27 protein-coding genes are annotated in these 24,764 nt (G+C 38.6%); 16 read left to right on the top strand and 11 right to left on the bottom strand.

Annotation, left to right across the window (positions count from 1 at the left end; genetic code table 11):
* Positions 1-16: 16 nt before the first annotated feature.
* Positions 17-2,017 (top strand): excinuclease ABC subunit UvrB, encoded by a 2,001-nt coding sequence (uvrB, locus tag BUA96_RS01375; protein WP_072979562.1) that lies wholly within the window; start codon positions 17-19, stop codon positions 2,015-2,017.
* Positions 2,018-2,081: 64 nt separating this feature from the next.
* On the opposite strand, the gene BUA96_RS01370 is transcribed toward uvrB, so the two are convergent.
* The 6 genes from BUA96_RS01370 to BUA96_RS01345 all read right to left on the bottom strand — a co-directional run bounded on the left by BUA96_RS01370 (position 2,082) and on the right by BUA96_RS01345 (position 8,192).
* Positions 2,082-3,140 (bottom strand): nucleoid-associated protein, encoded by a 1,059-nt coding sequence (locus tag BUA96_RS01370; RefSeq protein WP_072979560.1) that lies wholly within the window; start codon positions 3,138-3,140, stop codon positions 2,082-2,084.
* Positions 3,141-3,211: 71 nt separating this feature from the next.
* On the bottom strand, positions 3,212-3,736 hold the full coding sequence (locus BUA96_RS01365) for an IS1096 element passenger TnpR family protein (protein ID WP_072979558.1): 525 nt from the start codon (positions 3,734-3,736) through the stop codon (positions 3,212-3,214).
* 297 nt (positions 3,737-4,033) lie between these two features.
* Positions 4,034-5,056 carry a COX15/CtaA family protein gene (locus tag BUA96_RS01360; RefSeq protein ID WP_072979556.1) on the bottom strand — a complete coding sequence of 341 codons (1,023 nt, stop codon included), beginning with the start codon at positions 5,054-5,056 and terminating at the stop codon, positions 4,034-4,036.
* 21 nt (positions 5,057-5,077) lie between these two features.
* On the bottom strand, positions 5,078-6,508 hold the full coding sequence (locus tag BUA96_RS01355; protein ID WP_072979554.1) for a CCA tRNA nucleotidyltransferase: 1,431 nt from the start codon (positions 6,506-6,508) through the stop codon (positions 5,078-5,080).
* Positions 6,509-6,514: 6 nt separating this feature from the next.
* Positions 6,515-7,102, bottom strand: coding sequence for an L-threonylcarbamoyladenylate synthase (locus tag BUA96_RS01350; RefSeq protein WP_072979552.1), 588 nt, complete (start codon positions 7,100-7,102; stop codon positions 6,515-6,517).
* Between the two features lie 25 nt (positions 7,103-7,127).
* On the bottom strand, positions 7,128-8,192 hold the full coding sequence (locus BUA96_RS01345; protein ID WP_072979550.1) for a glycosyltransferase family 4 protein: 1,065 nt from the start codon (positions 8,190-8,192) through the stop codon (positions 7,128-7,130).
* A 61-nt stretch (positions 8,193-8,253) separates the two neighbouring features.
* Between BUA96_RS01345 and BUA96_RS01340 the strand changes: the two genes are divergently transcribed.
* A complete protein-coding gene (locus tag BUA96_RS01340) occupies positions 8,254-9,012 on the top strand; it encodes a Kdo domain containing protein (RefSeq protein ID WP_072979548.1) in 759 nt (252 codons plus the stop codon).
* Position 9,013: 1 nt separating this feature from the next.
* Here BUA96_RS01340 and BUA96_RS01335 read toward each other — a convergent pair whose 3' ends face one another.
* On the bottom strand, positions 9,014-9,772 hold the full coding sequence (locus BUA96_RS01335) for a glycosyltransferase family 2 protein (protein ID WP_072979546.1): 759 nt from the start codon (positions 9,770-9,772) through the stop codon (positions 9,014-9,016).
* Between the two features lie 64 nt (positions 9,773-9,836).
* On the opposite strand from BUA96_RS01335, the gene BUA96_RS01330 reads away from it, so the two are divergent.
* The gene (locus tag BUA96_RS01330; RefSeq protein ID WP_072979544.1) at positions 9,837-10,664 is read left to right on the top strand and encodes a glycosyltransferase family 2 protein; all 828 of its coding nucleotides are present in this window, start codon (positions 9,837-9,839) and stop codon (positions 10,662-10,664) included.
* Here BUA96_RS01330 and BUA96_RS01325 read toward each other — a convergent pair.
* Positions 10,648-11,706 carry a glycosyltransferase family 9 protein gene (locus BUA96_RS01325; protein ID WP_072979542.1) on the bottom strand — a complete coding sequence of 353 codons (1,059 nt, stop codon included), beginning with the start codon at positions 11,704-11,706 and terminating at the stop codon, positions 10,648-10,650. The genes BUA96_RS01330 and BUA96_RS01325 overlap by 17 nt on opposite strands.
* 17 nt (positions 11,707-11,723) lie before the next feature.
* Complete coding sequence (locus tag BUA96_RS01320; RefSeq protein WP_072979540.1) at positions 11,724-12,539, bottom strand: 2,3,4,5-tetrahydropyridine-2,6-dicarboxylate N-succinyltransferase; 816 nt, start codon at positions 12,537-12,539, stop codon at positions 11,724-11,726.
* Between the two features lie 285 nt (positions 12,540-12,824).
* On the opposite strand from BUA96_RS01320, the gene ruvX reads away from it, so the two are divergent.
* From ruvX to BUA96_RS01290, 6 genes are all read left to right on the top strand, one after another.
* The gene (gene ruvX, locus BUA96_RS01315; RefSeq protein ID WP_072979538.1) at positions 12,825-13,229 is read left to right on the top strand and encodes a Holliday junction resolvase RuvX; all 405 of its coding nucleotides are present in this window, start codon (positions 12,825-12,827) and stop codon (positions 13,227-13,229) included.
* Between the two features lie 26 nt (positions 13,230-13,255).
* Positions 13,256-13,846, top strand: coding sequence for a peptide deformylase (gene def / locus BUA96_RS01310; RefSeq protein WP_072979536.1), 591 nt, complete (start codon positions 13,256-13,258; stop codon positions 13,844-13,846).
* 114 nt (positions 13,847-13,960) lie between these two features.
* Positions 13,961-14,386 (top strand): DUF5606 family protein, encoded by a 426-nt coding sequence (locus BUA96_RS01305; protein ID WP_072979534.1) that lies wholly within the window; start codon positions 13,961-13,963, stop codon positions 14,384-14,386.
* Between the two features lie 89 nt (positions 14,387-14,475).
* Positions 14,476-15,249, top strand: a complete 774-nt coding sequence (gene mazG / locus BUA96_RS01300) for a nucleoside triphosphate pyrophosphohydrolase (RefSeq protein ID WP_072979532.1) — start codon at positions 14,476-14,478, stop codon at positions 15,247-15,249.
* Between the two features lie 231 nt (positions 15,250-15,480).
* Positions 15,481-16,446, top strand: coding sequence for a sterol desaturase family protein (locus BUA96_RS01295; RefSeq protein ID WP_072979530.1), 966 nt, complete (start codon positions 15,481-15,483; stop codon positions 16,444-16,446).
* Between the two features lie 222 nt (positions 16,447-16,668).
* A complete protein-coding gene (locus BUA96_RS01290) occupies positions 16,669-17,157 on the top strand; it encodes a GyrI-like domain-containing protein (protein ID WP_072979528.1) in 489 nt (162 codons plus the stop codon).
* On the opposite strand, the gene rlmH is transcribed toward BUA96_RS01290, so the two are convergent.
* Entirely contained in the window at positions 17,154-17,627 is a 474-nt protein-coding gene (gene rlmH / locus BUA96_RS01285) for a 23S rRNA (pseudouridine(1915)-N(3))-methyltransferase RlmH (protein ID WP_072979526.1), read from the bottom strand. The two genes, BUA96_RS01290 and rlmH, sit on opposite strands and share 4 nt — an antisense overlap.
* A gap of 124 nt (positions 17,628-17,751) precedes the next feature.
* On the opposite strand from rlmH, the gene nadC reads away from it, so the two are divergent.
* The 4 genes from nadC to priA all read left to right on the top strand — a co-directional run bounded on the left by nadC (position 17,752) and on the right by priA (position 22,594).
* Entirely contained in the window at positions 17,752-18,609 is an 858-nt protein-coding gene (nadC, locus tag BUA96_RS01280) for a carboxylating nicotinate-nucleotide diphosphorylase (protein ID WP_072979524.1), read from the top strand.
* On the top strand, positions 18,609-19,559 hold the full coding sequence (locus BUA96_RS01275) for a YihY/virulence factor BrkB family protein (protein WP_072979522.1): 951 nt from the start codon (positions 18,609-18,611) through the stop codon (positions 19,557-19,559). The genes nadC and BUA96_RS01275 overlap by 1 nt, the downstream gene beginning before the upstream one ends.
* Positions 19,560-19,640: 81 nt before the next feature.
* On the top strand, positions 19,641-20,069 hold the full coding sequence (locus BUA96_RS01270; RefSeq protein ID WP_175546492.1) for a DUF2147 domain-containing protein: 429 nt from the start codon (positions 19,641-19,643) through the stop codon (positions 20,067-20,069).
* Positions 20,070-20,137: 68 nt separating this feature from the next.
* Entirely contained in the window at positions 20,138-22,594 is a 2,457-nt protein-coding gene (gene priA, locus BUA96_RS01265; protein WP_072979518.1) for a replication restart helicase PriA, read from the top strand.
* Positions 22,595-22,739: 145 nt separating this feature from the next.
* Here the strand turns inward: priA and BUA96_RS01260 are convergent, their stop codons facing one another.
* The gene (locus BUA96_RS01260) at positions 22,740-23,441 is read right to left on the bottom strand and encodes a LytR/AlgR family response regulator transcription factor (protein ID WP_072979516.1); all 702 of its coding nucleotides are present in this window, start codon (positions 23,439-23,441) and stop codon (positions 22,740-22,742) included.
* Between the two features lie 208 nt (positions 23,442-23,649).
* Here BUA96_RS01260 and rpsF point away from each other — a divergent pair, with 208 nt between their 5' ends.
* Genes rpsF through rplI form a run of 3 tightly spaced genes read left to right on the top strand, consistent with a single transcriptional unit; the run spans position 23,650 to position 24,754 of the window.
* Complete coding sequence (gene rpsF, locus BUA96_RS01255) at positions 23,650-23,988, top strand: 30S ribosomal protein S6 (RefSeq protein WP_009780628.1); 339 nt, start codon at positions 23,650-23,652, stop codon at positions 23,986-23,988.
* 2 nt (positions 23,989-23,990) lie between these two features.
* The gene (gene rpsR, locus BUA96_RS01250) at positions 23,991-24,290 is read left to right on the top strand and encodes a 30S ribosomal protein S18 (protein WP_009780627.1); all 300 of its coding nucleotides are present in this window, start codon (positions 23,991-23,993) and stop codon (positions 24,288-24,290) included.
* Between the two features lie 14 nt (positions 24,291-24,304).
* Entirely contained in the window at positions 24,305-24,754 is a 450-nt protein-coding gene (rplI, locus tag BUA96_RS01245; RefSeq protein ID WP_072979514.1) for a 50S ribosomal protein L9, read from the top strand.
* Positions 24,755-24,764 lie beyond the last annotated feature (10 nt).

Below are 24,764 nucleotides of genomic sequence, written 5' to 3'. Positions count from 1 at the left end.
GCAAATCAGATATATTTTGAAATTCAATATACAATCAGAATTTAAACCAACGGGAGATCAACCTAGTGCGATCGAGCAATTGGTGGGAGGCATTGATGCCGGCGAACGCTATCAGACCTTGTTAGGGGTAACGGGTAGTGGTAAAACCTTTACGGTGGCTAATGTGTTGCAGGAAGTACAGAAACCAACCTTGGTTTTGGCTCATAATAAAACCTTGGCGGCACAGTTGTATAGTGAGTTTAAAGCGTTTTTTCCGAATAATGCGGTTGAGTATTTTGTTTCCTATTACGATTATTACCAACCGGAAGCGTATATCCCAACTTCAGGAACATATATTGAGAAAGATCTGTCGATCAATGAAGAGATCGAAAAACTGCGTTTGAGCACCACTTCGTCTTTACTTTCCGGACGTCGGGACATTATCGTAGTGGCTTCGGTTTCTTGCTTGTACGGTATCGGGAACCCTGTGGAATTTCAAAAGAACGTGATCGCTTTGGAGCGTGATATGGTGATCTCACGAACGCAGCTTTTAAAACGATTGGTTCAAAGTCTCTACAGTAGAACCACAGCAGAATTTAACCGCGGAAATTTCCGCATAAAAGGAGATACGGTTGATATTTTCCCGGGATATGATGATCACGCATTTAGAGTGCATTTTTTTGGTGATGAGATCGAAGAGATCGAAGCTTTTGATGTGACGACCAACGAGGTTTTAGAGAAGTACGATCGTTTGAATATTTATCCGGCAAATATGTTCGTTACGAGTCCGGATGTGTTGCAAAACGCCATAGATCAGATCGGTTTTGATATGGTCAAGCAGGTAGATTATTTTAAGGAAATAGGAAAGCATCTAGAGGCCAAACGTTTGGAAGAACGAACCAATTTTGACCTCGAAATGATCAGAGAATTGGGGTATTGTAGCGGTATCGAGAACTATTCTCGCTATTTAGATGGAAGAGAACCGGGTACGCGACCCTTCTGCCTACTGGATTATTTTCCTGATGATTATCTGATGGTCGTTGACGAAAGTCACGTAACGGTTTCTCAAGTTAGCGCAATGTACGGTGGCGACCGAAGCCGTAAGGAAAATCTGGTAGAATACGGATTCAGGCTTCCGGCTGCGATGGACAACCGTCCGTTGAAATTTGAAGAGTTTGAGGCGTTGCAGAATCAAGTGATTTATGTGAGTGCGACTCCCGCTGATTATGAACTACAAAAGTCTGAAGGAACCTATGTAGAGCAAATTATTAGACCAACAGGCCTGCTAGATCCGGTGGTTGAAGTGCGCCCAAGTTTGAATCAGATCGATGATTTGATCGAAGAAATTCAGAAGCGCGTAGAAAAAGATGAGCGTACTCTAGTCACCACGCTTACCAAGCGTATGGCCGAAGAATTGACCAAATATCTGACCCGTGTGGATATCAGAACGCGCTACATTCACTCTGATGTAGATACATTAGAACGTGTAGAAATTATGTCTGACCTGCGTAAGGGAATTTTTGATGTTTTGGTAGGAGTGAACCTTTTAAGAGAAGGCTTGGACCTTCCAGAAGTTTCTCTGGTAGCCATTCTGGATGCTGATAAGGAAGGCTTTCTGCGTAGCAATAGATCCTTAACGCAAACCATTGGTCGTGCAGCTCGAAATATCAATGGTCTGGCGATAATGTATGCAGATAAGATCACGCAGAGTATGCAAGAAACCATAGATGCTTCAGAGTATCGTCGTCAGAAACAGATAGCCTACAATGAAGAGCACGGTCTTAAACCAATGGCAATTAAGAAGTCCTTAGATAATGCTCTTGCCAAAAAAGAGAAGTTTAAGTTTGAGGCTGAAGAGCTGACGTATATGGCCGCCGAGCCCGATACTGCGTATATGAGTAAACCTAAATTAGAGCAGCTCATACGAGATACACGCAAGCAAATGGAAGCAGCAGCAAAAGAACTCGACTTTATGGAAGCTGCGAAACTACGCGACCGTATTAAAAGTTATCAAGAGCAGGTAAAGGAACTGGGATAATTATAAAACACAAAAGCCGAATCGTAATGATTCGGCTTTTTAAGTTAAGAATTTTATAAGTAGTTTAACTCTTTTGTTCTTTATTGAAATAAACCAGATAATAGTACATCTGGCGTTCTTCATCCCAACCTTTTTCTACGAACTTCTCAGCACTTTCAGGGTTCACAAAATCTAGCTTGATCTGAACGTTAGTGTCGAGCTCGATTACACTTTTAATGCGTTTGCGTGCACCACTAACGGCAGTGTTTGAAATAGGAAATGTAGTTAGATCTTCAATTTTATATTTAGGCGCTTTCTCCATTTTATAATTATTGAACTCAGGAATCAGCGCCGGATTTTCCATTACTTCATTCATAAAGTTTTGCTCTACAAACTCGTCATTTTTGGCAAAATGATTCACCGCGCGATTCATGAACATCACTTCTTCTTTTTTATCTTCAGCAGGCAACACCACGTCTTTGGCAAAATCCTGACAGAACTTTAAGTACTTTTTGGTGTAGAAGTTTTCATCAGCGAGAATGTCAACGCCTAAGAAATTTTCGAGCCAGTATTTAGTATCATATCGGTTGGAGTCTATAGAAAGAATCTTGTAACCGTTTTCAGCATTCTTATTAAAAATGAGGCAACCTTTGTCTAGTTTGCTCAGGTTCACACCTTGTTCCAGATGCATTTGCAGGTTGGTTTCTCCTTCTTGAAACTGCAGAAAATCTTGTTTAAGCTCAGATTTAAAAATACCAATAGCATCAACCTTTTCATTATCCATCATCGCATTTTCAATATGCGCAACATAAACCTCACCAGGTTTAATATGCGGATGACTGGATTGCTCGTACAATAATTTAGCGATCTCAATAGAAATCTCGTGAGATTGTCTGGGATCGTTAAAAAGCGAAGCAGCAAGGTTAGATAACGAGTGAAATTCTAAGTCAGCTTCGTGTACAAACTGGTAATAATTCTCTTCTTTATCCCGAAAAGGTTTAAAGAAAAACTCCTTAATCAATGGGGTGATCTCATCGTTGAGGTGATACCGTTCTTTAGATAAAAAAGCACCTTCATTACGGCTTTTGTTGCCAATTCTATGTATGGAAAGCGACTCGATCTGAGCCGAATATAAGTTGATCATTGTGGTGTTTGTTTAGATTTTAGAAGCTAAAAAGGGAAATGTATGGGTGTAAAATCTAATAGAAATTGCCCTTAATTCCAGTTTTCATCAAAGTCGAGACCTTCATAATCTTCAATATCGTAATCATCGTCATCATCAGCAAAAGGGTCGTCCTCATCAAAATCATCTTCGTCTCCAGAAAAATCTGCCGGTGGCGCTTCTGCAGGAATCTGACCGTGTACATACATCAAATTAGGGTAAGAAACTCCGTCCTGAGGTTCTGCAATTTCAGCCAATTCAACAAAAAACGTCCACAAATTTAAAAAGTCATACACGTAGATTAGACGCGTTTGATCTTCTGAAAGAACATCTTCGAGCAAGGTCTCATTCATCATACGCAAGGGCAAATCAGACTCGCTCATATCAAATAGCGGAATTTCTTCGCCCTGACGCCACTCATCATCACTGATGTAAAAAGAAGCCATCTCGGTGCCGTCAAATCCAAAACTTTGCGTGATGGTATTATGAAAATCTTCGCAAGTGGCTTGCTGTTCGATTTCAATGTCTCTGAAGATATCTTCTTCAGTATCCAGGATGACGCGGAAACGATAAATCATAATCTAATTTTTAGGCAAATTTATAACTTCAAAATAGGTAATAGCAGTAAATAACTAAAATCTATTTTCTTAATTATTAAGTGTGTTTTTTAAATATACAGGCCGAAAAAAAATGAGCAAATTTCAAGATTTTCAGCCAAAAGCTTTTTTGTTGCAACCGTCAAAGGGTTTACTTATTCTTTCTTATATCTCAATGACGACTCGAAATTGAAAACTCGCTTTCAAGCAATGCCTCATAAGATAGCCCTAGATAGTTTATCTAAAAAAGGGCGGCGAATATACAATTTAGCCGAAAGCTTAAGCTAGTTCTATACTTTTTTCTTTTCGGGTTGCTGTAAGCAGAATATAGAATTGAATTCCGAATAAAACCGAAGCGACAACCAAATGTATCGGCTGCGTCAAAAATGGAAATTCAAAATAATTCATCAATACTCCGGTCGCAATTTCGATTAAAATTAAAAGAACCACCCAATTGAAACTGCGGTGTCCTAGATTCAATTTTCTAGTGCGTATAAACAACCACGCATTCAAGAGAAATACGATAATAGAGAAGGAGCGGTGAATGTAAAAAGTGATTTCAGGATTATCTAGCCACAAACTTTTTGCAGCATAGCCTACAAGATCTACTTGCTCATCAATATGCTGCCGTACCTGAGTACCCAGTATAATCTGGGTCATTGTAAGTACAATAGCGATACTCATCCCATTTCTAAACGCCTTGTCAAACGTATACCTATGTTTGATTTTAGATGATTCATAGAGCATATAAATCAATAGCGCCACAAGGAGCAGGGCGATCACCATATGAATCGTGATGCGCACGGGAGAAAGCACAGAGTAAACCACAGTTGCTCCAACCCATCCTTGAAAACCGATGAGGAATACTGCAAAAAGGGAGAGTAAGATGCGCTTACGCTTACGTTCTTTAAAAATTGCTGCACCTAACATCACTAAAAATGCCAATCCGGCGAGCGCTCCACATAGGCGATTGATATACTCAATCCACGTATGCCACGGATTAAAAATGGCATAATCGTGTTTTTCGTAACCGTTCCAATTTTGAGGGTTGAAGGTTTCAGTAGTAGTGAAATCTGACTTTGCCACGCGTAAGGTTTCTTCAACAATGATCACCTGACCCTTTTCATAGGTTCTTCCGGGAGTCCATTCTAATTCAGTTTCAGAAGTAGGAGGAATGATGTACCCAAAACACTTTGGCCAGTCAGGGCAACCCATTCCGCTGCCAGTCATTCGTACTACAGCTCCGGCGATTATAACCAGATAAATCAGAACCAGAGCAACAATTATAGATTTTCTATACACGATTTTAAACGTATTGAATAATTAACTTTTTACAGCTTCCAGACCTAACTCTTTGCCTTTTTTCAACATAAAGGCGTGGGCGGCTTCATATTCATTAGAGATCTCTCCTTCAAGAATCGCTTCTTTAATCGCTTCTTTGATGATCCCGATTTCCTTTGAAGGTTGTAAGTCGAATGTGCTCATAATTTCTTCACCACTTACCGGTGGTTGAAAATTACGCACGTGATCACGCTCCTCAACTTCTTCGATCTTTTGTCGCACCGTTTTAAAGTTGTTATGGTATTTTCGGTAGCGCTTTGGATTTTTAGTCGTAATGTCTGCCTCGCAAAGCGTCATCAACGATTCCAGATAATCGCCGGCATCAAAAATAAGACGACGTACCGCACTATCAGTGACAAAATCTTCGGCGATAACGATGGGTCGCGAACTCATCAAAACTAATTTTTGAACGAATTTCATTTTTTCATTCAATGGCATTTTTAAACGTTTAAAAAGTTTAAAAACCATTTTAGAACCCACAAATTCGTGCCCGTGAAACGTCCAACCAATTTTTTTATGAAAACGTTTTGTAGGCGCTTTACCAATATCGTGAAGCAGCGCAGCCCAACGCAACCATAGATCTTCAGTATTTTCAGAAATATTATCAACCACTTCTAGCGTGTGGTAAAAATTGTCTTTATGCTTTTGACCTTCTTTTTCTTCAATGCCTTTTAGTGCAGTCAATTCCGGAAGAATGTAAGGCAGTAATCCTGTTTTTTCGAGCAGTAAAAAACCTTTAGAAGGTGTTTTACTCAGCATAATTTTATGCAATTCGTCTACAATACGCTCTTTAGTGATGATCTTTATGCGGTCTTTATTAGCCGAGATCGCTTCGAGTGATTTGCGTTCGATCGTAAAATCGAGTTGAGTGGCAAACCGTATCGCACGCATCATACGCAGCGGGTCATCACTGTAGGTTATATCTGGATCAAGCGGTGTTCTTATGATCTCACGTTCAAGATCTACAATCCCATCAAAAGGATCAATAAGGTCTCCTAAAGTGTTTTTGTTAAGACTTAAAGCCAACGCGTTTATCGTAAAATCTCGACGGTTTTGATCATCTTCGAGACTGCCATTTTCAACCACAGGATTGCGGCTGTTTTCGTTGTAAGATTCTTTGCGTGCGCCTACAAACTCGACTTCAATATCACCGTCCCGCAACATGGCGGTTCCATACGTTTTAAAAACCTGAACTTTAGGTTTATGAGGTAGAAGGGAAGCCACTTTTTCGGCAAGTTCGATACCGCTACCTACGGCAACAATATCAATATCTTTTGCGGAACCTCTTTTTAAAAGAAAATCGCGAACGTAACCACCTATCACATAGGTTTCAAGGTTTAATTCTTCCGAAGCTTGAGTAATCACCTCAAAGATTTTCGGCTTTAAAGCTTCCGGAAAATTAGGAACTGGCATGGAGTATTATTTACGTAAAATCTTGACCTGACCGTCATTACTCAACTTAATGATCGTTGAAGATTTGGTCGACAAATGTTTGCGTTGCAAATTTACGATATAGTCCACTCCTTCCAAAATTGGTTGGCTTATTTCAGGGTAGCGCATAGGCGTTTTTTCGCCACTAATATTAGCCGAAGTAGAAACTAAAGGTTTACCTAGTTTTTTAATCAGTGTTCGGCAAAATTCGTCTTGAACAATACGAATTCCCAAAGTGTTATCTTCCCCCAAAAGATTTTCAGCTATTCTAATAGGCTTATCATAGATAATTGTGGTGGGTTGGGATGCATATTTTAAGATGTTATAAGCAACCTCCGGTATTTCCTCAACAAACTGATTGAGCATTTTCATATCACTTACCAGGCAGATTAGGGCTTTACTTTCCTTACGCTTTTTAAGTGCGTAAATTTTATCGATAGCATTAGCGTTTGTGGCGTCGCAACCAATGCCCCAGACCGTATCTGTTGGGTACAGCAACAAACCACCGCGTTTCAACACACCAAGAGATTCATTTACTTCGTTGAGAATATTTTGATCGTATTTTTTCATAGCCATGGCGTCCCAAATTAGTTGTGCAAAGTTATTTGTTTAAGACCGATCTGTAAACATTTAGATACTCTTTTGCAGTGGCGTTCCAATTAAATGATTTTGCGTGCGAGATCCCGGCATTGATCACGCTTTGATCCTGAAAATTTGCAATACCTTCAAGAACTTTCTCAGCCATATATTTAGGGTCATAATGCTCCCAATAGGTAGCAAAATCACCACCGACTTCAGGAAGCGAAGTGTTGTTTGAAGTAATAACTGGAGTGCCATAACGTAAAGCTTCGATTATAGGAATTCCAAAGCCTTCTTTTAACGATGGAAAAACAAAAGCCGCACTATTTTTTAAATGGTATTTTTTTTCCATTTCAGAAATCTTACCGGGAAGGTAAACACGGTTCTGCAACTTGTTTTTTGAGATAGTCTCTTTTATTTTTTCGGTATAAGGGCGGTCAGAATTTCCGGCAATGATAAGTTCATAATCAGGTAAATGCTGAAGCATATCAATCAAGGCATGAAAATTCTTTCGTGCAGTAAACTCGCCAATAGTGAATAAATAAGGTTTTTTTGGTGCTGTATCAGGAATAAAATCTTCAGGAATCGAAGTGTCAAGCATCGGGTTGCCATTGTAAATCACATATTCAGGCTTATCTGAAGTATCAAAACATTGCTGTGTGGCTTGGCGCGCAAACTTCGAGATATAGACTAAGGCGTCGGCGCGTTTCAGCTTTGCTTCAAAACGTTTTATACGAGCAGTTTTGTCTGTACTATCGGGCCCTTCAGCAAAATGCACATCGTGAACAGTAAGAACATACGGCATTTTAAAACGTGGCTCTACTTTAGTATTTTGATTTAAAGAATGCCAGAGATCATATTTAAAAGGAAGCCGTAATGCTTTATAACGTGTAAAGGAAAAATAATGCTGATAGTCAAAATGAGTACCAAATTCACTTTTTAGTTTTGCCGAAATATTGCTGTGCAAGGTAAATTTAAAATCGCTTTGTGCATTCTGATAAAAACCCTTGATCAAGTGATAGTTAAACTGCCCTAACCCCGAAAATTGATTTTTTATATTATGAGATTCTAGAAAAATCTGTTTCATTCTTTGCCTTGCTTTTGAGAACTTGTTTTATTAAAACTACTTTTACACTCTAAATTTCTTCATGAAAGTCACAGTTCACAAATCGGTCAAAAGTAATCTTTTAAAACTAAAGGAGTTCTTTTTGAATTTTGAGCAGGAAGGAAAAATTCTTGCAGACGGCAACCGTAATCAAATTAAAATTTTTGATCTAGACGATACTCAGATCACTATCAAGGCATTCAAGGTGCCTAATTTTGTGAATAAAATCGCTTACCAGTATTTTAGAAAATCTAAAGCCCAGCGCTCGTATGAATATGCGTGTAAATTGCTTGATCTGGGTGTTTTGACTCCGTTTCCCATTGGGTATGGCATCGCTTCAAACGGTCTCTTGTTTGGAAAGAGTTTTTATGCGTGTAAGCTGGTGAATGCTGATGCCACATTTAGAACTTTGATTAACGAGGAGCATTTTCCCGATCGTATTGAAATCTTAAAAGCATTTACGCGGTTTACCTATGAAATGCACGAAAAGCAGATTCATTTTCTTGACCATTCTGCCGGAAATACATTGATCGTCATTACTGAAAATGGCTACGAGTTTTATTTGGTTGATCTAAATAGAATGGAATTCAAGCCGCTTGATTTTGAAACGCGTATTCAGAATTTTGCGCGATTGACTCCGAAAAAAGAAATGGTGGATATTATGGCCGAAGAATATGCCCGAGTAGGAAACTACGATATGGGGCAAACTAAAGCCGCTATGTGGAAAGCTACAGAGGATTTCCAAAATCATTTTGCCAAAAAACAAGCCTTTAAAAAGAAGGTGAAATTCTGGAAGAAATAACTCAGGTTTTCTTTGAATTTCTAAGAATCCAGAGATTTACGTAACGCATAAAAACCGCGTACGCCTGTAGATAGCTTATGGTCAAACCGGGAACGCCATCTCTAAACCCTTGTTGGATCACATAATGTTTGATAAAGCGCCACACGGGTTTACCTATAAAATGATAAGGCGTCAATTTTCCGGTACGTGCATCGTAATCTTTAGCTTGCCACACCGCATATTTATTGAGTTTTGCCGTAAACTGCTGGATAGAGTTAAAACTATAATGTTGTAGCGTATGTTGTAAATAATCAAGCTTCCCGGTGGTGCTGATCTCGGCGTGAACGTGCTGGTCTTTATAACGGCAAAAGTCTTTTTTAAAAAGCCGAATCACCTTATCATTTTGCCAACCGCTGTACTTGATTTTTTTATGTATAAAATGATTGTTGCGATAGACCCAATAGCCCACAAGATCTTGAGGCGGATTGCTAAGTATTTGCTGAATTTCTTCTTGCAATTGTGGTGTGACACGTTCGTCAGCATCTAAAATAAAAATCCAGTTATGGGTTGCTTGCGGTATCGCCCAATTTTTTTGAGATGCAGAATACTCATATTCACGCTGAAGAATTTTTACAGGAAATTTTTTGGCAATGCTTAGCGTTTCATCAGTACTGAATGAATCTACGATTAAAATCTCATCAGCAAATAAAACCGATTGAATAGCGGCTTCAATATGATGCGCCTCATTGAAAACAGGTATGATCGCTGTGAGTTTTTCCATCTAAAAGTGTTGCGTAAAGCTAATTAAAATATGGTTTTAACATAAAATTTGTTTTCTTTGATTTATGAAGCAAAAACCTGAAGTGTCTATAATTATTAGCACGTATAACTCCGTTGAATGGTTAAAGAAAACCTTATGGGGATACGCGTATCAAGATTTTAAAGATTTTGAAATAGTAATTGCAGATGACGGTTCTGGTGTGGAAACAAAAGAAGCGATAGCACAATTATCACCATTATTCGACCGACCAATAATTCACGTGTGGCACGAAGATATCGGCTTCAGAAAAACGATTATTCTAAATAAGGCGGTTGAAGCATGCAGCGCAGAATATATCTTAATGTCAGACGGAGACTGTATTCCGAAGGCCAATTTTGTTCAGGTACATTTAAAACATAAAGAACCTGGATATTTTCTTTCCGGCGGATATTTTAAACTGCCCATGTCTATTTCTCAGGCGATCACGCAAGAGGATATAAAGAAACAGCACTGTTTTGATCTCAAATGGCTTAAAGCGCAAGGATTGAAGGATTCCATAAAAAATAAAAAGCTATCTGCAGGAACTTTTGAATCAAAATTACTCAATCTGGTCACGCCAACTAAACCTACCTGGAATGGTCATAACGCAAGCGGCTGGAAACAAGATATACTAGCAGTTAATGGTTTTGATGAGCGTATGCAATATGGGGGAGAAGATCGCGAGTTGGGTGAACGCCTCTTTAATAAGGGTTTAAAATCTAAGCAAATACGTTATAGCGCGGTTTGCGTGCATCTTGATCACGCTCGAGGTTATGTAAAGGAAGAAATGCTTGTTAAGAATGCTGCGATTAGAAAGGAAACCAAACTGCAGCGTAAGACCTACACGCCATTTGGCATCAAGAAAGATTCCTAAGAAACGTAGCCAGCTGCGGTTTAATCAGCTCTGGAGAAAACTGCTGATACAACATTTCAGATTCTTTTCTTAGGTGCTTATTTGATTTCTTCTGAAAGAATTCTGGTTTAAAATCGTTAAGATGTACTGCGACATTGCTATCATCTTCATACAAGGCCCAAGCGTCTTTAGCAATCCAAGGAGAAAAAATGGCAAACGTAGGCACATCAAGCGCTTTTGCCATATTCACAGCGCCACCTTCATTACCTATCAAAGCTTTACAGTGAGCTAAAACTGCAATAAAATCACGTAAGTTTTTCGCATAAACGTTAGCAAAAATATTGCTTTTTAATGCTGTGCTGCAATTCGATAAAAATGTGTTGACCTCCTCTTTTTGATTCGGAATATAATTAAGCAGAATTTGAGCTTCGGGTTCTTCGGTAATTAGAACATTCAAGAGTTCAGCGAGATATTCTAGAGGATAGGTTTTTGAAGCACTGCTTCCTAACAGTCCTATCATATAAACCGGAGCTTGAAGATTTACATCAGCCTCTTTCAAAAACTGAAGTGCGTTTTGCTTTTCTTCCGCAGAAAGGTAAATTTTTGGCTTTAGCGAATCAGGAAATTTTCCCGGCAATACTTGAAGCAAACGCATGCGGTTTTCTATTGCCAGACCAGCATTTGTTTTTGGTTCTTTGAGGTAGCTGATGGTTTGGTTGTATACAAACTGCGTATACCACTTTCTATAACCAATGCTTTTTGCGCTACTTCGCAAACATAAATAGGCAGTACCTAGTTTTGAATACACATCAATGATGTAATCAAAATTTTGCGCCGTTATATATTTAGCAAAAGCACCAAGGCTAACATTCTTAGCGTCGGTGGTGGTACGATCAAAAATGAAATGATCGATATACGGATTGTTTTCAACCACGGGTAATGTATGCGGTTGAATTAAATAGTGCAATTCAGCATCCGGAAACTGTTCACGTATGGCCCTAAAAAGGATAGATGACGTTAAAACGTCACCTATCATCTTTTGCTGAATCACTAATATTTTCATTTTCTGCATTTAGAAAACTACACAGCTACATCATACTCACGTAGCGCGTCGTTAAGCGACGTCTTTTTATTAGTACTTTCTTTACGTGTACCTATGATCAATGCACAAGGGACATTGTATTCTCCTGCAGCAAATTTCTTTGTATAACTACCTGGGATCACCACAGACCTTGGAGGCACAGCACCTTTCATTTCTTTAGGCTCATCTCCGGTAACGTCAATGATCTTCGTAGATGCAGTAAGTACCACATTGGCTCCAAGAACCGCTTCTTTACCCACGCGTACGCCTTCAACCACGATACATCGCGATCCTATAAATGCGTTATCTTCGATGATCACAGGAGCTGCCTGTAAAGGTTCTAGCACACCACCGATTCCTACACCACCACTTAGGTGTACATTTTTACCGATTTGTGCACAGCTTCCTACGGTTGCCCAAGTGTCAACCATAGTACCTTCGTCTACATAAGCACCGATGTTTACATAACTAGGCATCATAATCACACCCTTAGAAATAAAAGCTCCGTGACGTGCAACAGCATTAGGAACTACACGAATTCCTTTATCCTGATAGCCTTTCTTAAGGGGCATTTTATCGTGATATTCAAAAATACCAACTTCTAATTTTTCCATTTTTTGAATTGGGAAATACAGCACTACTGCTTTTTTTACCCATTCATTCACCTGCCAGTCGTCACCTTTAGGTTCTGCAACGCGCAGCGTACCGCCGTCTATAAGCTCAATGACTTCGCGTATGGCTTCTTGAGTTACTTTATCTGAAAGTAGCGATCTGTCTTCCCAAGCTGCTTCAATAAGGTTTTTAACTTGTTGCATATTCTAAACTTGTTTTTGTTGATTAGTCCAAATTTTTGCGGCTCCAAATATAGTTTAGGCGTGTGTAAAAAACGAAAATACCATCATTTGTTTTCTTTATTCAGCATTCACAAAATCTAATGCTGAGGTTTTCAAGTTCTAAAGAATACTATGGCCTTTGATACTATATGCATCTAAAATCTTATTTTTGCCAAAATAAATTTTTAAGGCAGGTTCAGGTAACTTTTAGGCAACCGATTTTAGCCTCTGTAAGTTATAGAAGAAACCTCTTGAGTATTGAGCAAAATGGGTCGCATACTGGCATTAGATTTTGGAACCAAACGTACGGGCATCGCAGTGACCGATGAGCTTCAGCTTATTGCTTCCGGTTTAACAACAGTAAACACGACTGACCTGCTTGATTTTCTTAAGAAGTATTTTTCTGAAGAAAACGTCGAACTCATTCTCCTTGGCGAGCCTAAGCGCATGAATAACGAAGCCTCTCACGTGGAGACCAAGATTTTAAAATTTCGCGAAAGCTTAGAAAAAATTACTTCGATCCCAATTAAAAGAGTAGATGAGCGGTTTACCTCAAAGATGGCTGCACAAACGATGCTTGACAGCGGCTTGAAGAAAAAACAACGAAAAAATAAAGCGCTTCTTGACGAGATCAGCGCAACAATAATACTTCAAACCTATTTGTATCAATAGGCTGAATTTATACTAAACACAAGAACATGATTTTACCTATAGTTGCTTACGGCGATCCGGTTTTACGCAAAAAAGCAGTAGAAATTCCTCAAGATTATCCTGAGCTAAAGGAGCTTGTAGCCAATATGTTTGAAACTATGTATGGCGCCAGTGGCGTGGGGCTTGCTGCTCCGCAAATAGGCAAAGCGATTAGATTATTTGTAGTTGACGCGACACCTTTTGCAGACGACGAAGATCTTTCTGATGAGGAACAAGAGCGTTTAAAAACATTCAAAAAAGCATTTATTAATCCGCAGATTTTAGAAGAAACCGGTGATGAATGGGCTTTTAGCGAAGGTTGTCTCAGTATTCCCGGGATTAATGAAGATGTGTTTAGATGTCCCAACATCAAGATCAAATATCAAGATGAAGATTTTAACGAGTACGTTGAAGAATTTGATGGGTTGCTTGCGCGCGTGATTCAGCACGAGTATGATCATATTGAAGGAATCTTGTTTACTGATAAATTGAGCAGTCTTAAAAAGCGCATTATTAAAAGTAAACTCGCCGGGATTAGTAAAGGAAAAGTGAATGCAGATTACCGTATGCGATTTCCGGCAGTAAAAAAAGGACGTTAAAAAAGATGTTGCAGGCGGTTTAAATTTTGAAAATTCAAAAAGAGCCTAGATATTTGCCGCCTTTAAAATTAGAATAAACCACTTAAAAATCCGTTTAAGGATAAAATACATACTATGAGTTTAGATAAAATAGTTTCAATTTCAGGAAAACCGGGATTATATCATTTGCGAGCGCAAACGCGTTCTGGTTTTATTGCAGAATCATTAACTGACGGAAAAAAAATACCGGTAGGATTGCGTCATAATGTGAGTGTGCTTTCAGAAATTTCTATTTATACTTTAGATGGCGAGGCACCTTTACGTGATGTTTTTGCTAAAATTGCTGAAAAAGAAAACGGCGAGAAGGCGATTAGCCACAAGGTTGCTAAAGATGAGTTAGAAGCATACTTTTTTGATGTGCTGCCTAATTTTGATGAAGATCGTGTATATGCAAGCGATATGAAAAAAGTGATTCAGTGGTACAATTTGCTTCAAGCAAATGATTTACTAGAAACTGCTGAAGCGCCTGCTGAACCTGCAAAAGCAGACGAAGAAGAATAGTCGCAAATACAACTAAAATATACAAATCCTTCGGTACTTTTACTGAAGGATTTTTTATTTCAACCTATTGCATCGAAAAAAAACGCCTTATGAACAACAGAGCAAGCCAGCTTAGAGCCATAGACAGATTGCTAACTATTATGAATGAACTTCGGGAACAGTGCCCCTGGGACCGCAAGCAAACCTTACAAAGTCTTAGGCACCTGACAATTGAAGAAACCTATGAGCTTGGCGATGCGATCCTTGATAATGATCTTGAGGAAGTAAAAAAAGAGCTTGGCGATTTACTGCTGCACATTGTATTCTACGCCAAAATAGGAAGTGAGACCGAAGATTTTGACATTGCTGATGTCGCTAACGGGATTTGCGAAAAACTCATTTCGCGACATCCTCATATTTATGGCGATGTTGCTGTCGAAAACGAAGAGGACGTCAAGCGCAATTGGGAAAATCTAAAATTGAAAGAAGGTAAAAAGTCAGTTTTAGAAGGTGTCCCGCGTTCTTTGCCGGCTCTTGTAAAAGCAAGCCGAATTCAAGATAAAGTTGCCGGAGTAGGGTTTGATTGGGAAGAGCCACAGCAGGTTTTTGAGAAATTGCAGGAAGAGCTCGCAGAGCTGCAAGAAGAGGTAGAAGCCAGAGATCAAGAGAAGATCGAAGCGGAATTTGGTGACGTGATGTTTTCTATGATCAACTACGCGCGGTTTTTAAAAGTAGATGCCGAAAGTGCTCTGGAGCGCACCAATAAGAAGTTCATTAAGCGCTTTCAATACTTAGAACAAAAAGCAAAAGAGAATAATAAAGCATTACGCGATATGACTTTGCGTGAGATGGATGTGTTTTGGGAAGAAGCCAAAAAGCTCTAAATCTGCTCAGAATAGTTCGTTTTTGGTGAATTTCTGATCAAATTTGGCGATTTATCGCAATTTTTCGGGGTTTAACCTTATTTCTCTTGGTTTGTATCTTCTAAAGGTTATTTTTGGAACAAACGCCTGATTTTAATAGGTGTTCCATCAGAAATTCCAATAATATATCGAGAATTTTCGTTGGAAATCATTTCAAGAATATAAATCTCGATTATCGAGTAAACCAACTTTATGGATTTTACAAACCCGTTGATTTACGGAGTACCATGTTTTCTAGGCCTGATCCTCGTGGAGCTTACTTACAGCAAGCATCACGATAATGATGAACTCTATCACTGGAAGGATTTAGGAGCAAGCCTTACGATGGGAATTGGCTCTACTTTAATAGCTCCGTTAATCAAGACCGTTACGGTTATTCTTTTGTTCAATTGGGTTTACGATATTTTTAATCCGGTGGTTGATGGTGTACGCACCAATATTTTTGGGTGGGAATCCTTTGGCTATGCCTGGTACTTCTGGATTCTTTGTCAGCTGGCAGATGACTTTTCATATTACTGGTTTCATCGACAAAACCATATGGTTCGTTTCTTTTGGGCAGCCCATATTGTGCATCATTCTTCAGAGAATTTTAATTTGGGTACCGCGGTACGAAACGGCTGGTTTACTATTTTTTACAAACCCTTATTCTATATTTGGATCGTCGCTATAGGCTTTCCGCCGGAAATGCTCGTGGTCTGTCTGGGTATCGAAGCTTTATGGCAATTTCAGCTGCATTCACAATATGTACCGAAGCTGGGCATTATTGATAAGATCTTCAATACGCATACGATGCACCAAGTGCACCACGCCCGAAATTTGGAATATATGGACAAAAATCACGGGGGATTCTTGAATATTTTCGATCGTATGTTTGGTACATTTAAAGAACTCGATGAGGAAATAGAGATTGAATATGGCGTGACAAAATCTCCGGACAGCTACAATCCTTTAGTTATATTAACCCACGAGTACAAGGATATTTGGAAGGATATGAAGCGCTCACCAAAGCTGAAACATAAGTTTATGTATGCCTTCGGGCCGCCGGGATGGAGCCACGATGGAAGCACGCTCACCATTAAACAAATGCGTCAAAAATTAAAAGAAGAACGCGTACAGCAACAAAAACAGCGTGAACTAGAACTTGAGGTTGCCGAGTAAATCTAAGATCTCTTGATCACACGCTTAATATCTTCTTTATATTTATCGGCATAAACTACCGCATAATAACCTACTTGCATTGCACTTGTAAATAGGAAAAATCTCTTGATTAGTTTTCTTGGTTTCATAATATTAGTTTTCCCAAGGATAACCATTGTTCTTTCTTCGATGGGTTAAAGAATTCTTATTTTTAAAATTTATTCATAAAATCTACTCTATTCAATGCAGCCAGAATTACTTGAAATCGAGCCACGAAAGATCATTGGTAAATGTTTGACGACTACACTTTCATTTGATGATACTGCCGCACTGTGGAAAGACTTTATGAGTAGGCACAAAGAAGTGAAAAATAGAATAGACTCCGGCTTTTACTCGATGCAGGTCTATCCTTTTGGGATGAATATTGAACGTTTTGATCGCGAAACAGAATTTGAGCGTTGGGCCGCAGTTGAAGTAACTTCCTTTGATTTGGTTCCCGAAGGAATGCAAACCAAAATCATTGCCGGCGGACTTTATGCTGTATTCACCCATGTTGGTCCGGTAAAGAAATTTGTAGAAACTTCTAACTATATTTTTGATACGTGGTTACCGCAATCTGATTATAAGCTTGATGATCGAGCGCATTTTGAGCGTTTAGGAGCTAAATACTACGGGCCTGAGCACCCAGAATCTGAAGAAGAAATTTGGGTGCCTGTAAGTGCCAAGTCTTAACGATGGTGATAAGGTTCGTTGCGTAAAATCGTAAAGCCACGATAGATTTGTTCCGTGATAAAAAGCCGAATCATCTGATGCGAAAAGGTCATTTTTGATAAAGAAACTTTGCCTTGAGCTTTGGCATAAACCGCTTCAGAAAAACCATAAGGCCCACCAATAACAAAGACTAAAGTTTTGATGCCGCTGTTCATTTTCTTTTGAAGATAATCTGCAAATTTTACGCTGCTTAACTCTTTTCCGTTTTCGTCTAAAAGAATCAGTTGGTCTTGAGGCGTGATCTTGTTTAATATAAGTTCGCCTTCCTTTTCTTTTTGCTGTTCTTCTGAAAGGTTTTTAGTTTTCTTGAGATCAGGAATAATTTCGAGCTCAAAATTCACATAATGCTTTAAACGATTGGTGTAAACCAAAATTAGCGACTCAAGATTGTGATCATCGGTTTTGCCTATGCAGAGTAATTTTATATTCATAATTCAAAATTACATCATTTCAATTTTGAGTGTTTTATAAAAGCCTATATCTTCACGATATTTGCACCCCGGTGTTGTAAATTAACCGGCTGTAACGAGAACTAAGCTTAAATTACTAGACTTTATGATTTCTGAAGCAAAGCTGAATGAAGAAATAGCGGCAATAATAGCCAATGCCATTAGAGAAGATGTTGGTCCCGGAGACTACAGTTCGCTTGCGTGTATTCCGGAAACGGCGACCGGCAAGGCTAAACTATTAGTTAAAGAAAAAGGCATAATCGCAGGGGTTGCTTTTGCTCAGAAGGTTTTTGCGTATGTAGACAATCAGCTTGAAGTTGAGGTAAAGATTCAGGATGGGGCAGAAGTTAAAGTAGGAGATATTGTACTTTATGTTTCCGGTAGCTCTCAAAGTATTTTAAAGGCTGAGCGTCTTGTTTTAAACGGAATGCAGCGTATGAGTGCTATTGCGACTAAAACCAATGCCTATACCAAGCTCTTAGAAGGAACTAAAGCAAAAATTTTAGACACCAGAAAAACTACTCCTGGTTTTAGAGCTTTAGAAAAAATGGCGGTAAAGATTGGTGGTGGTGAAAATCATCGTTTTGCGCTTTACGATATGGTGATGCTTAAAGACAATCATATCGATTTTGCTGGTGGAATTGATCAGGCGATCGAAAAAACAAAAAACTATCTAGCTAGTAATAATTTAGATCTTAAAATTATTGTCGAAGCGCGTGACCTTGACGAAGTGAACGCTATTTTAAAAGCAGGCGGAGTGTATCGCATATTGCTTGATAATTTTAATTATGAGGATACTAAAACGGCTGTAAAAATCATAGGCGAACAATGTCTTACAGAATCTTCAGGTAACATCCACGAAGAAACGCTTGCCGAATATGCAAAATGCGGTGTAGATTATATTTCAAGCGGGGCGCTAACCCATTCGGTCTATAATATGGATCTAAGCTTAAAAGCAGTTTAATGGCTGAAGAGTGGGACGATAAGCTTAAAACTATTCCATTTCTACTCCCGGTAGTGAAGTGGGCCAAAGGAATTATTCTTCCTGGTTTTGAAGGGCTGTCGTTGTACGATTTCTGGGAAATGTATGCGATAGGTATCCTTAAAGGTACTTTTGCTACACGTGCCAGTGCCATCGCTTTTAGCTTTTTTATGGCGCTTTTTCCTTTTTTTCTCTTTGTGCTCAACCTTATACCTTATGTACCTATTAACGGCTTTCAAAGCGACTTTCTTTCTTTTATAAATAATTTACTACCGCCGCAAACACAGGAGTTTTTTGATCCGATTCTTTTAGATATTGCAGCGAACCAACGTGGCGGACTGCTATCATTCACTTTAATTTTCGCTATTTTTTTAATGGCAAACGGCGTCAATGCGATTTTTACGGGGTTTGAGTATAGCTTTCATTCCATTACTAATCGCAGTATTTTTAGGCAATATGCTGTTGCTTTGGGAGTTTCTATAATGTTGGCACTGTTGTTGTTACTGGTTGTGATAGCTGTGCTTTATTTGCAGTTTAGCATTACAGAACTCAAAAGGCGCGGCATAGTTAATGAAGATAATTTGTGGATTTCCCAATTAGGAAGTTATATCGCTTTGATCGTTTTGATCTATACTGTAGTGGCAACCTTATATTATTTTGGAACAAAAGAGGGTAAAGACACGCGGTTTTTATCAATAGGCGCGACCTTGACGACAATATTGTTTATTGTAACAACCTACTTATTTGGGATTTACATTAATAATTTTGCAACGTATAACCAGTTATACGGTTCTATTGGAGCCTTATTGATTATGATGGTTTACATCTGGCTGAATGCAAACTTATTGTTGCTAGGTTTTGAACTCAATGCAAGTTTGTACAGGCTAAAACGCAGAAGAGATTATAAAAAAGCGCAATTATCTTCAAATTAATTCCAATAGTGTTGAAAATATCTTATTATTGATATACTTTAATTAAGAATTAAAAATTTATTAACCCCTTAAATAATGAATATGAAAAAGATTAGCGCTTTTTTAATTATGATGCTTGTATGCACAGCAGGAGTTTTTGCTCAAGATGTAACCGGAAAGTGGAAGACAATTGATGATGAGACTGGTGACGCAAAGTCTATTGTTGAGATTTACAAGCAGGATGGTAAGGTTTATGGTAAAATTGTTGAAATTTTAAACAAAGATCGCCAGGATGCAAAATGTGTAGACTGTCCGGGAGCTGATAAAGGTAAACCTATTAATGGTTTGGTTATTATTAAAGGCCTTGAAAAAGATGGAGACGAGTATAATGATGGTAAGATCCTAGATCCGCAAAGCGGAAAATTATACAAATGCCTTATCGAGCTAGAGAACGCAGATAAATTAAAAGTTCGTGGTTATATTGGTTTTTCACTCATCGGAAGAACCCAATATTGGCACCGAGTAAAATAACAATACTTCCTATTAAAACTAAGGCTGTTTCTAATTTCTGAGACAGCCTTTTTTTTATCTTTACATCCGTGTATTTTGTTGATGTAATCTTACCCATTCCGGTCGAAAATGCGTTTACCTATCGCATTAGTGAGGCCGAATATGCTTTTATAAAACCAGGGATGCGGCTCGCGGTTCCTTTTGGTAAAAGTAAGATTTATACTGCCCTGGCCATAGCTGTGCATCAAGTAGAACCACGCATCTACGAGGCTAAAGAAATTGAGCAAATTCTTGACGAGATTCCTATTGTTAATCTGGCCCAATTGAATTTCTGGAAGTGGATGGCTAACTACTATATGTGCACTTTAGGTGATGTGATGCGCGCGGCACTTCCCGGAGCTTTTTTGTTAGAAAGTGAAACCATTATCAAACGTATTCTGAAGAATGATTTTGAGCCGTATTTAGATGAAATTGATGAGGACGGTCTGACGATACTTAATGCGTTTGAGGGGAGTTCTATTTTGCGCATCAGCGAAGTGATGAATGCCTTGAATAAAAAAAAGGTATTGCCAAGTATCAATAAACTGATTGATTTAGACTTGGTTGCAATTGATCAGGAAATTTATGAGTCATATAAACCAAAACTGGTAAAATATGTGCGGCTTACCTCGATTTACGAGCAGGAAGAAAAAATGCACGAAGCATTAGATGATCTTGGTAGGGCTCCCAAACAGCGCGAATTACTTCTCAATTATTTTACGCAAAAAGCACGGTCACAAAAGCCGATAAAAGCAAAGGAGTTACAGAAGCAAAGTGATGCCACGAGCTCGCAATTAAAAGCACTTGTAGATAAAGGAATTTTTGAAATATATAAAATTCAGCAAGATCGAATTTCTTATTCCGGAAAGGAGCAGGATCAAGTTAAGGCGCTAAATGAAGAGCAGGCACGCGCATTAACTGAAGTGAAAGCGAGCTTCAACAGTCACGATGTTTGCCTGTTGCACGGCGTCACTGCTTCGGGCAAGACAGAGGTTTATGTGAATCTTATAAAAGATTATCTAGCCGAAGGAAAGCAAGTATTGTATTTACTTCCGGAAATTGCATTAACCACGCAGCTGGTAGCCCGTCTCAAGGCGTATTTTGGCAATCAACTTTCGGTATATCACAGTAAATATTCCATACACGAGCGCGTCGAAGTATGGAATAATGTCTTGAATAAAGCACCTAAAGCGCAGCTGATCTTAGGAGCGCGCAGTGCGCTTTTTCTACCTTTTGAAAATTTGGGACTCGTGGTTGTTGATGAGGAACATGAAAGCAGTTTTAAGCAATACGACCCTGCACCTCGTTATCAAGCGAGAGATTCGAGTATTGTATTGGCGCATCAGCAAGGCGCAAAAGTACTATTAGGTTCGGCTACACCGGCTTTAGAGACCTTTTACAATGCGAGTGTCGGCAAATATGCACTCGTAACGATGAAAAAGCGCTTTGGTAATATTCTCCTTCCCGAAAATACGATCATAGACATTCAGGAAAAGCATCGTAAGAAACGGATGACGGGACATTTTAGTGATGATCTGTTACGCGCCATTACAGATACGCTTGAACTCGGAGAACAAGTCATTTTATTTCAAAACCGAAGAGGGTATTCCCCAATTGTTGAATGCAACACGTGTGGCCACGCGCCGCAATGTCCTAATTGTGATGTGAGTTTAACCTATCACCGGCATCGTGGGCAGCTGCGGTGTCATTACTGTGGCTATCATATCGCAATGCCGCAAAAATGTATGGCCTGTGGAAGCGAAGAACTGGATACTAAAGGATTTGGTACCGAACAGGTTGAAGCTGAACTTAAAGAACTGTATCCTGATCATAATATTGGCAGGATGGATAGTGATACTACTCGGGGTAAACACGGTTTTGAAAAGATAATTACCGCTTTTGAACAGGGCGAATTAGATATTCTTGTAGGAACGCAAATGCTTACAAAAGGCTTGGATTTTAGAAATGTCACCCTTGTAGGAATTCTCAATGCAGACAGTATGCTTAACATTCCTGATTTTAGAGCACACGAGCGTAGCTTTCAGTTGATTCAGCAAGTTTCGGGTAGGGCAGGACGTACCGAAAAAAGAGGAAACGTTTTGATTCAAAGCTTTAATCCGCATCATCAGATTTTGCAACAAGTCTCGATGAATGACTATGAAGCGATGTATAAAGAACAACTTGAAGAACGGCATATTTACAAATATCCGCCGTTTTGCCGACTTATAAAGATCACGTTAAAACATAGAGATTTTCAGAAAATAGAAGAAGCTTCGATGTGGATGGGTCAAGCGCTGAAAAACGTTTTTAAAGATCAGGTTTTAGGACCTGAGCCTCCGCCGGTTTCCCGAATTAGAAATGAATATTATCGAAATATACTCATTAAAATTCCGCGGAAGCAAAGCTTAGAAAAAACTAAAAAAGCAATACTAAAAGTACGTACGACGTTTTTAAGCATTTCGCAGTACCGAAGCGTTAAAATTATATTGAACGTAGATAACTACTAAAAACAAAAAATCCCGCAATTTGCGGGATTTTTTGTTGGCACCGCCAAAGGGTTGAATACTCTGAGGCTTGCCTCGAAATTGAGAATTTGTTTCCAACGAGTGCCGCCCGGGCTCGCCTCGTGGAAGTTTACTTGATTTGCAGTTCTTATTTAGATAGAGCCTCCATAAGTTTTGTTTTCTTATGACGACTCAACGGAATTTTATCACCTTCGATCTCGATATTTCTGCTATTGTATTTTTCTACCTTATCCATATTGATGATATACGATTTATGAATACGCATAAATCGATCTGCCGGAAGCTGCGCTTCAAAAGCTTTCATTGTAGAAAGAACAATAATAGGTTCATTATAAGTTACAAGTTTTACATAATCACCTAACGCTTCGATAAATTTTAAATCATTAAGAAATACCTTTTTCTTCTTAAGATTACTCTTTACAAAAATATAATCATCATCCTCAACACTTCCTTCGGTTTTAAGGCGATGTAAATTAATGGCTTTGTGTACCGCATTTAAGAAACGATCTTTAGTAAGAGGTTTCCTTAAATAATCGATCGCATTGTAATTAAAGGCTTTGTAAGCATATTTGGTTTTTCCGGTAACAAAAATGATTTGTGGTTTGTGAACCAAATCATCAAGAAGGTCAAAACCGGTAAGAATTGGCATTTCAATATCAAGAAAAATAAGGTCAACCTTAGTTTCTAATAAGCCATTCTTAGTTTCGATAGCGTTGTTGTATTGTGCAGCCAATCGTAAGTTGGGATGATCTTTGATCATTTTTACTATAGCTAGGCGTTGTAAACTAGAATCGTCAACAACCGCACAGTCTAAAATTAATTCTTCCAAAGGTAAAGTTTTGAGATAGCGTTAGTTTACCAAAACTACTTACAATAAATGTATTAACCAACTTTTTTGTGTAGTTCATCGATATTTTTTTCAATATTTGATTAGCTATTTGAAAAATAATGAGTTGATAATCGATTTAATGGAAATCTGTTTTGTTGTGTGAGAAATTAAGGTTACTTTTGCACTCATTTTTTAATAAACTATTTTTATGAATCATTACGAAACTGTTTTCATCTTGAATCCCGTTTTATCTGATGACCAGGTAAAGGAAACAGTAAAGAAATTTGAAGATTTTCTTGTTTCAAACGGTGCCAAGATGATTTCTAAAGAAGATTGGGGGCTAAAAAAATTAGCTTACGCGATCCAGAACAAAAAGAGTGGTTTTTATCACTTATTTGAATTTACGGTACCAGGAGAGGTTATCGCAAACTTTGAACTTGAGTTTAGACGTGACGAGCGTGTAATGCGTTTCTTAACAGTAAAGCTTGACAAATATGCGATCGAGTGGGCTGAAAAACGTAGAAAAAGAAACAAAGAAAAAGCGTAATTATGGCATCATCTATAGAGCAACAAGCAAAAGCTAAAAAAGATGGGGAAATCAGATATTTAACTCCGTTAAATATTGAGACCTCTAAGACAAAAAAATACTGTCGTTTTAAGCGTTCAGGTATTAAGTATGTAGATTATAAAGATGCAGATTGGTTAGCGTCTTTTGTAAACGAGCAAGGTAAATTGTTACCACGTCGTCTTACCGGTACTTCTTTAAAATACCAGCGTAAGGTAAGTGTGGCTGTTAAACGTGCGCGTCACTTAGCACTTATGCCATACGTAACAGATTTATATAAATAAAAACTAGATAAGAGATGGAAGTTATACTTAAGAAAGACGTCGATAATCTAGGATTTGTTGACGATTTAGTAACTGTTAAGAATGGTTACGGAAGAAATTATTTAATTCCTCAAGGGTATGCAGTGCTTGCAACTCCTTCTGCTAAAAAAGTTTTAGCTGAAAACTTAAAGCAGCGCGCATACAAAGAGAAGAAAATTGTTGATGCTGCTCAGGCACAAGCTGCTAAACTAGAAGGTTTAGAAGTTAAACTTACTGCAAAAGCAGGTGAGGCTGATAAACTTTTTGGTTCTATCACTGATGCAGATCTTTCTGAAGCTTTAGCTAAAGAAGGTGTGGAGATCGACAAAAAATACATCACTATCGCTGGTGGTAACATCAAGCGTTTAGGTCAGTACGAGGCAAGTCTTCGTTTTCACCGTGATGTAGTGAAGAATTTCACTTTTGACGTTGTTGCAGAGGCTTAAGCCTTTCTCA

The sequence above is a fragment of the Leeuwenhoekiella palythoae genome (assembly GCF_900130045.1).
Classification (GTDB): Bacteria; Bacteroidota; Bacteroidia; order Flavobacteriales; family Flavobacteriaceae; genus Leeuwenhoekiella; species Leeuwenhoekiella palythoae.
Note: the sequence above shows the minus strand (reverse complement) of the source record. Positions and strands in the feature narration are given on the sequence as shown.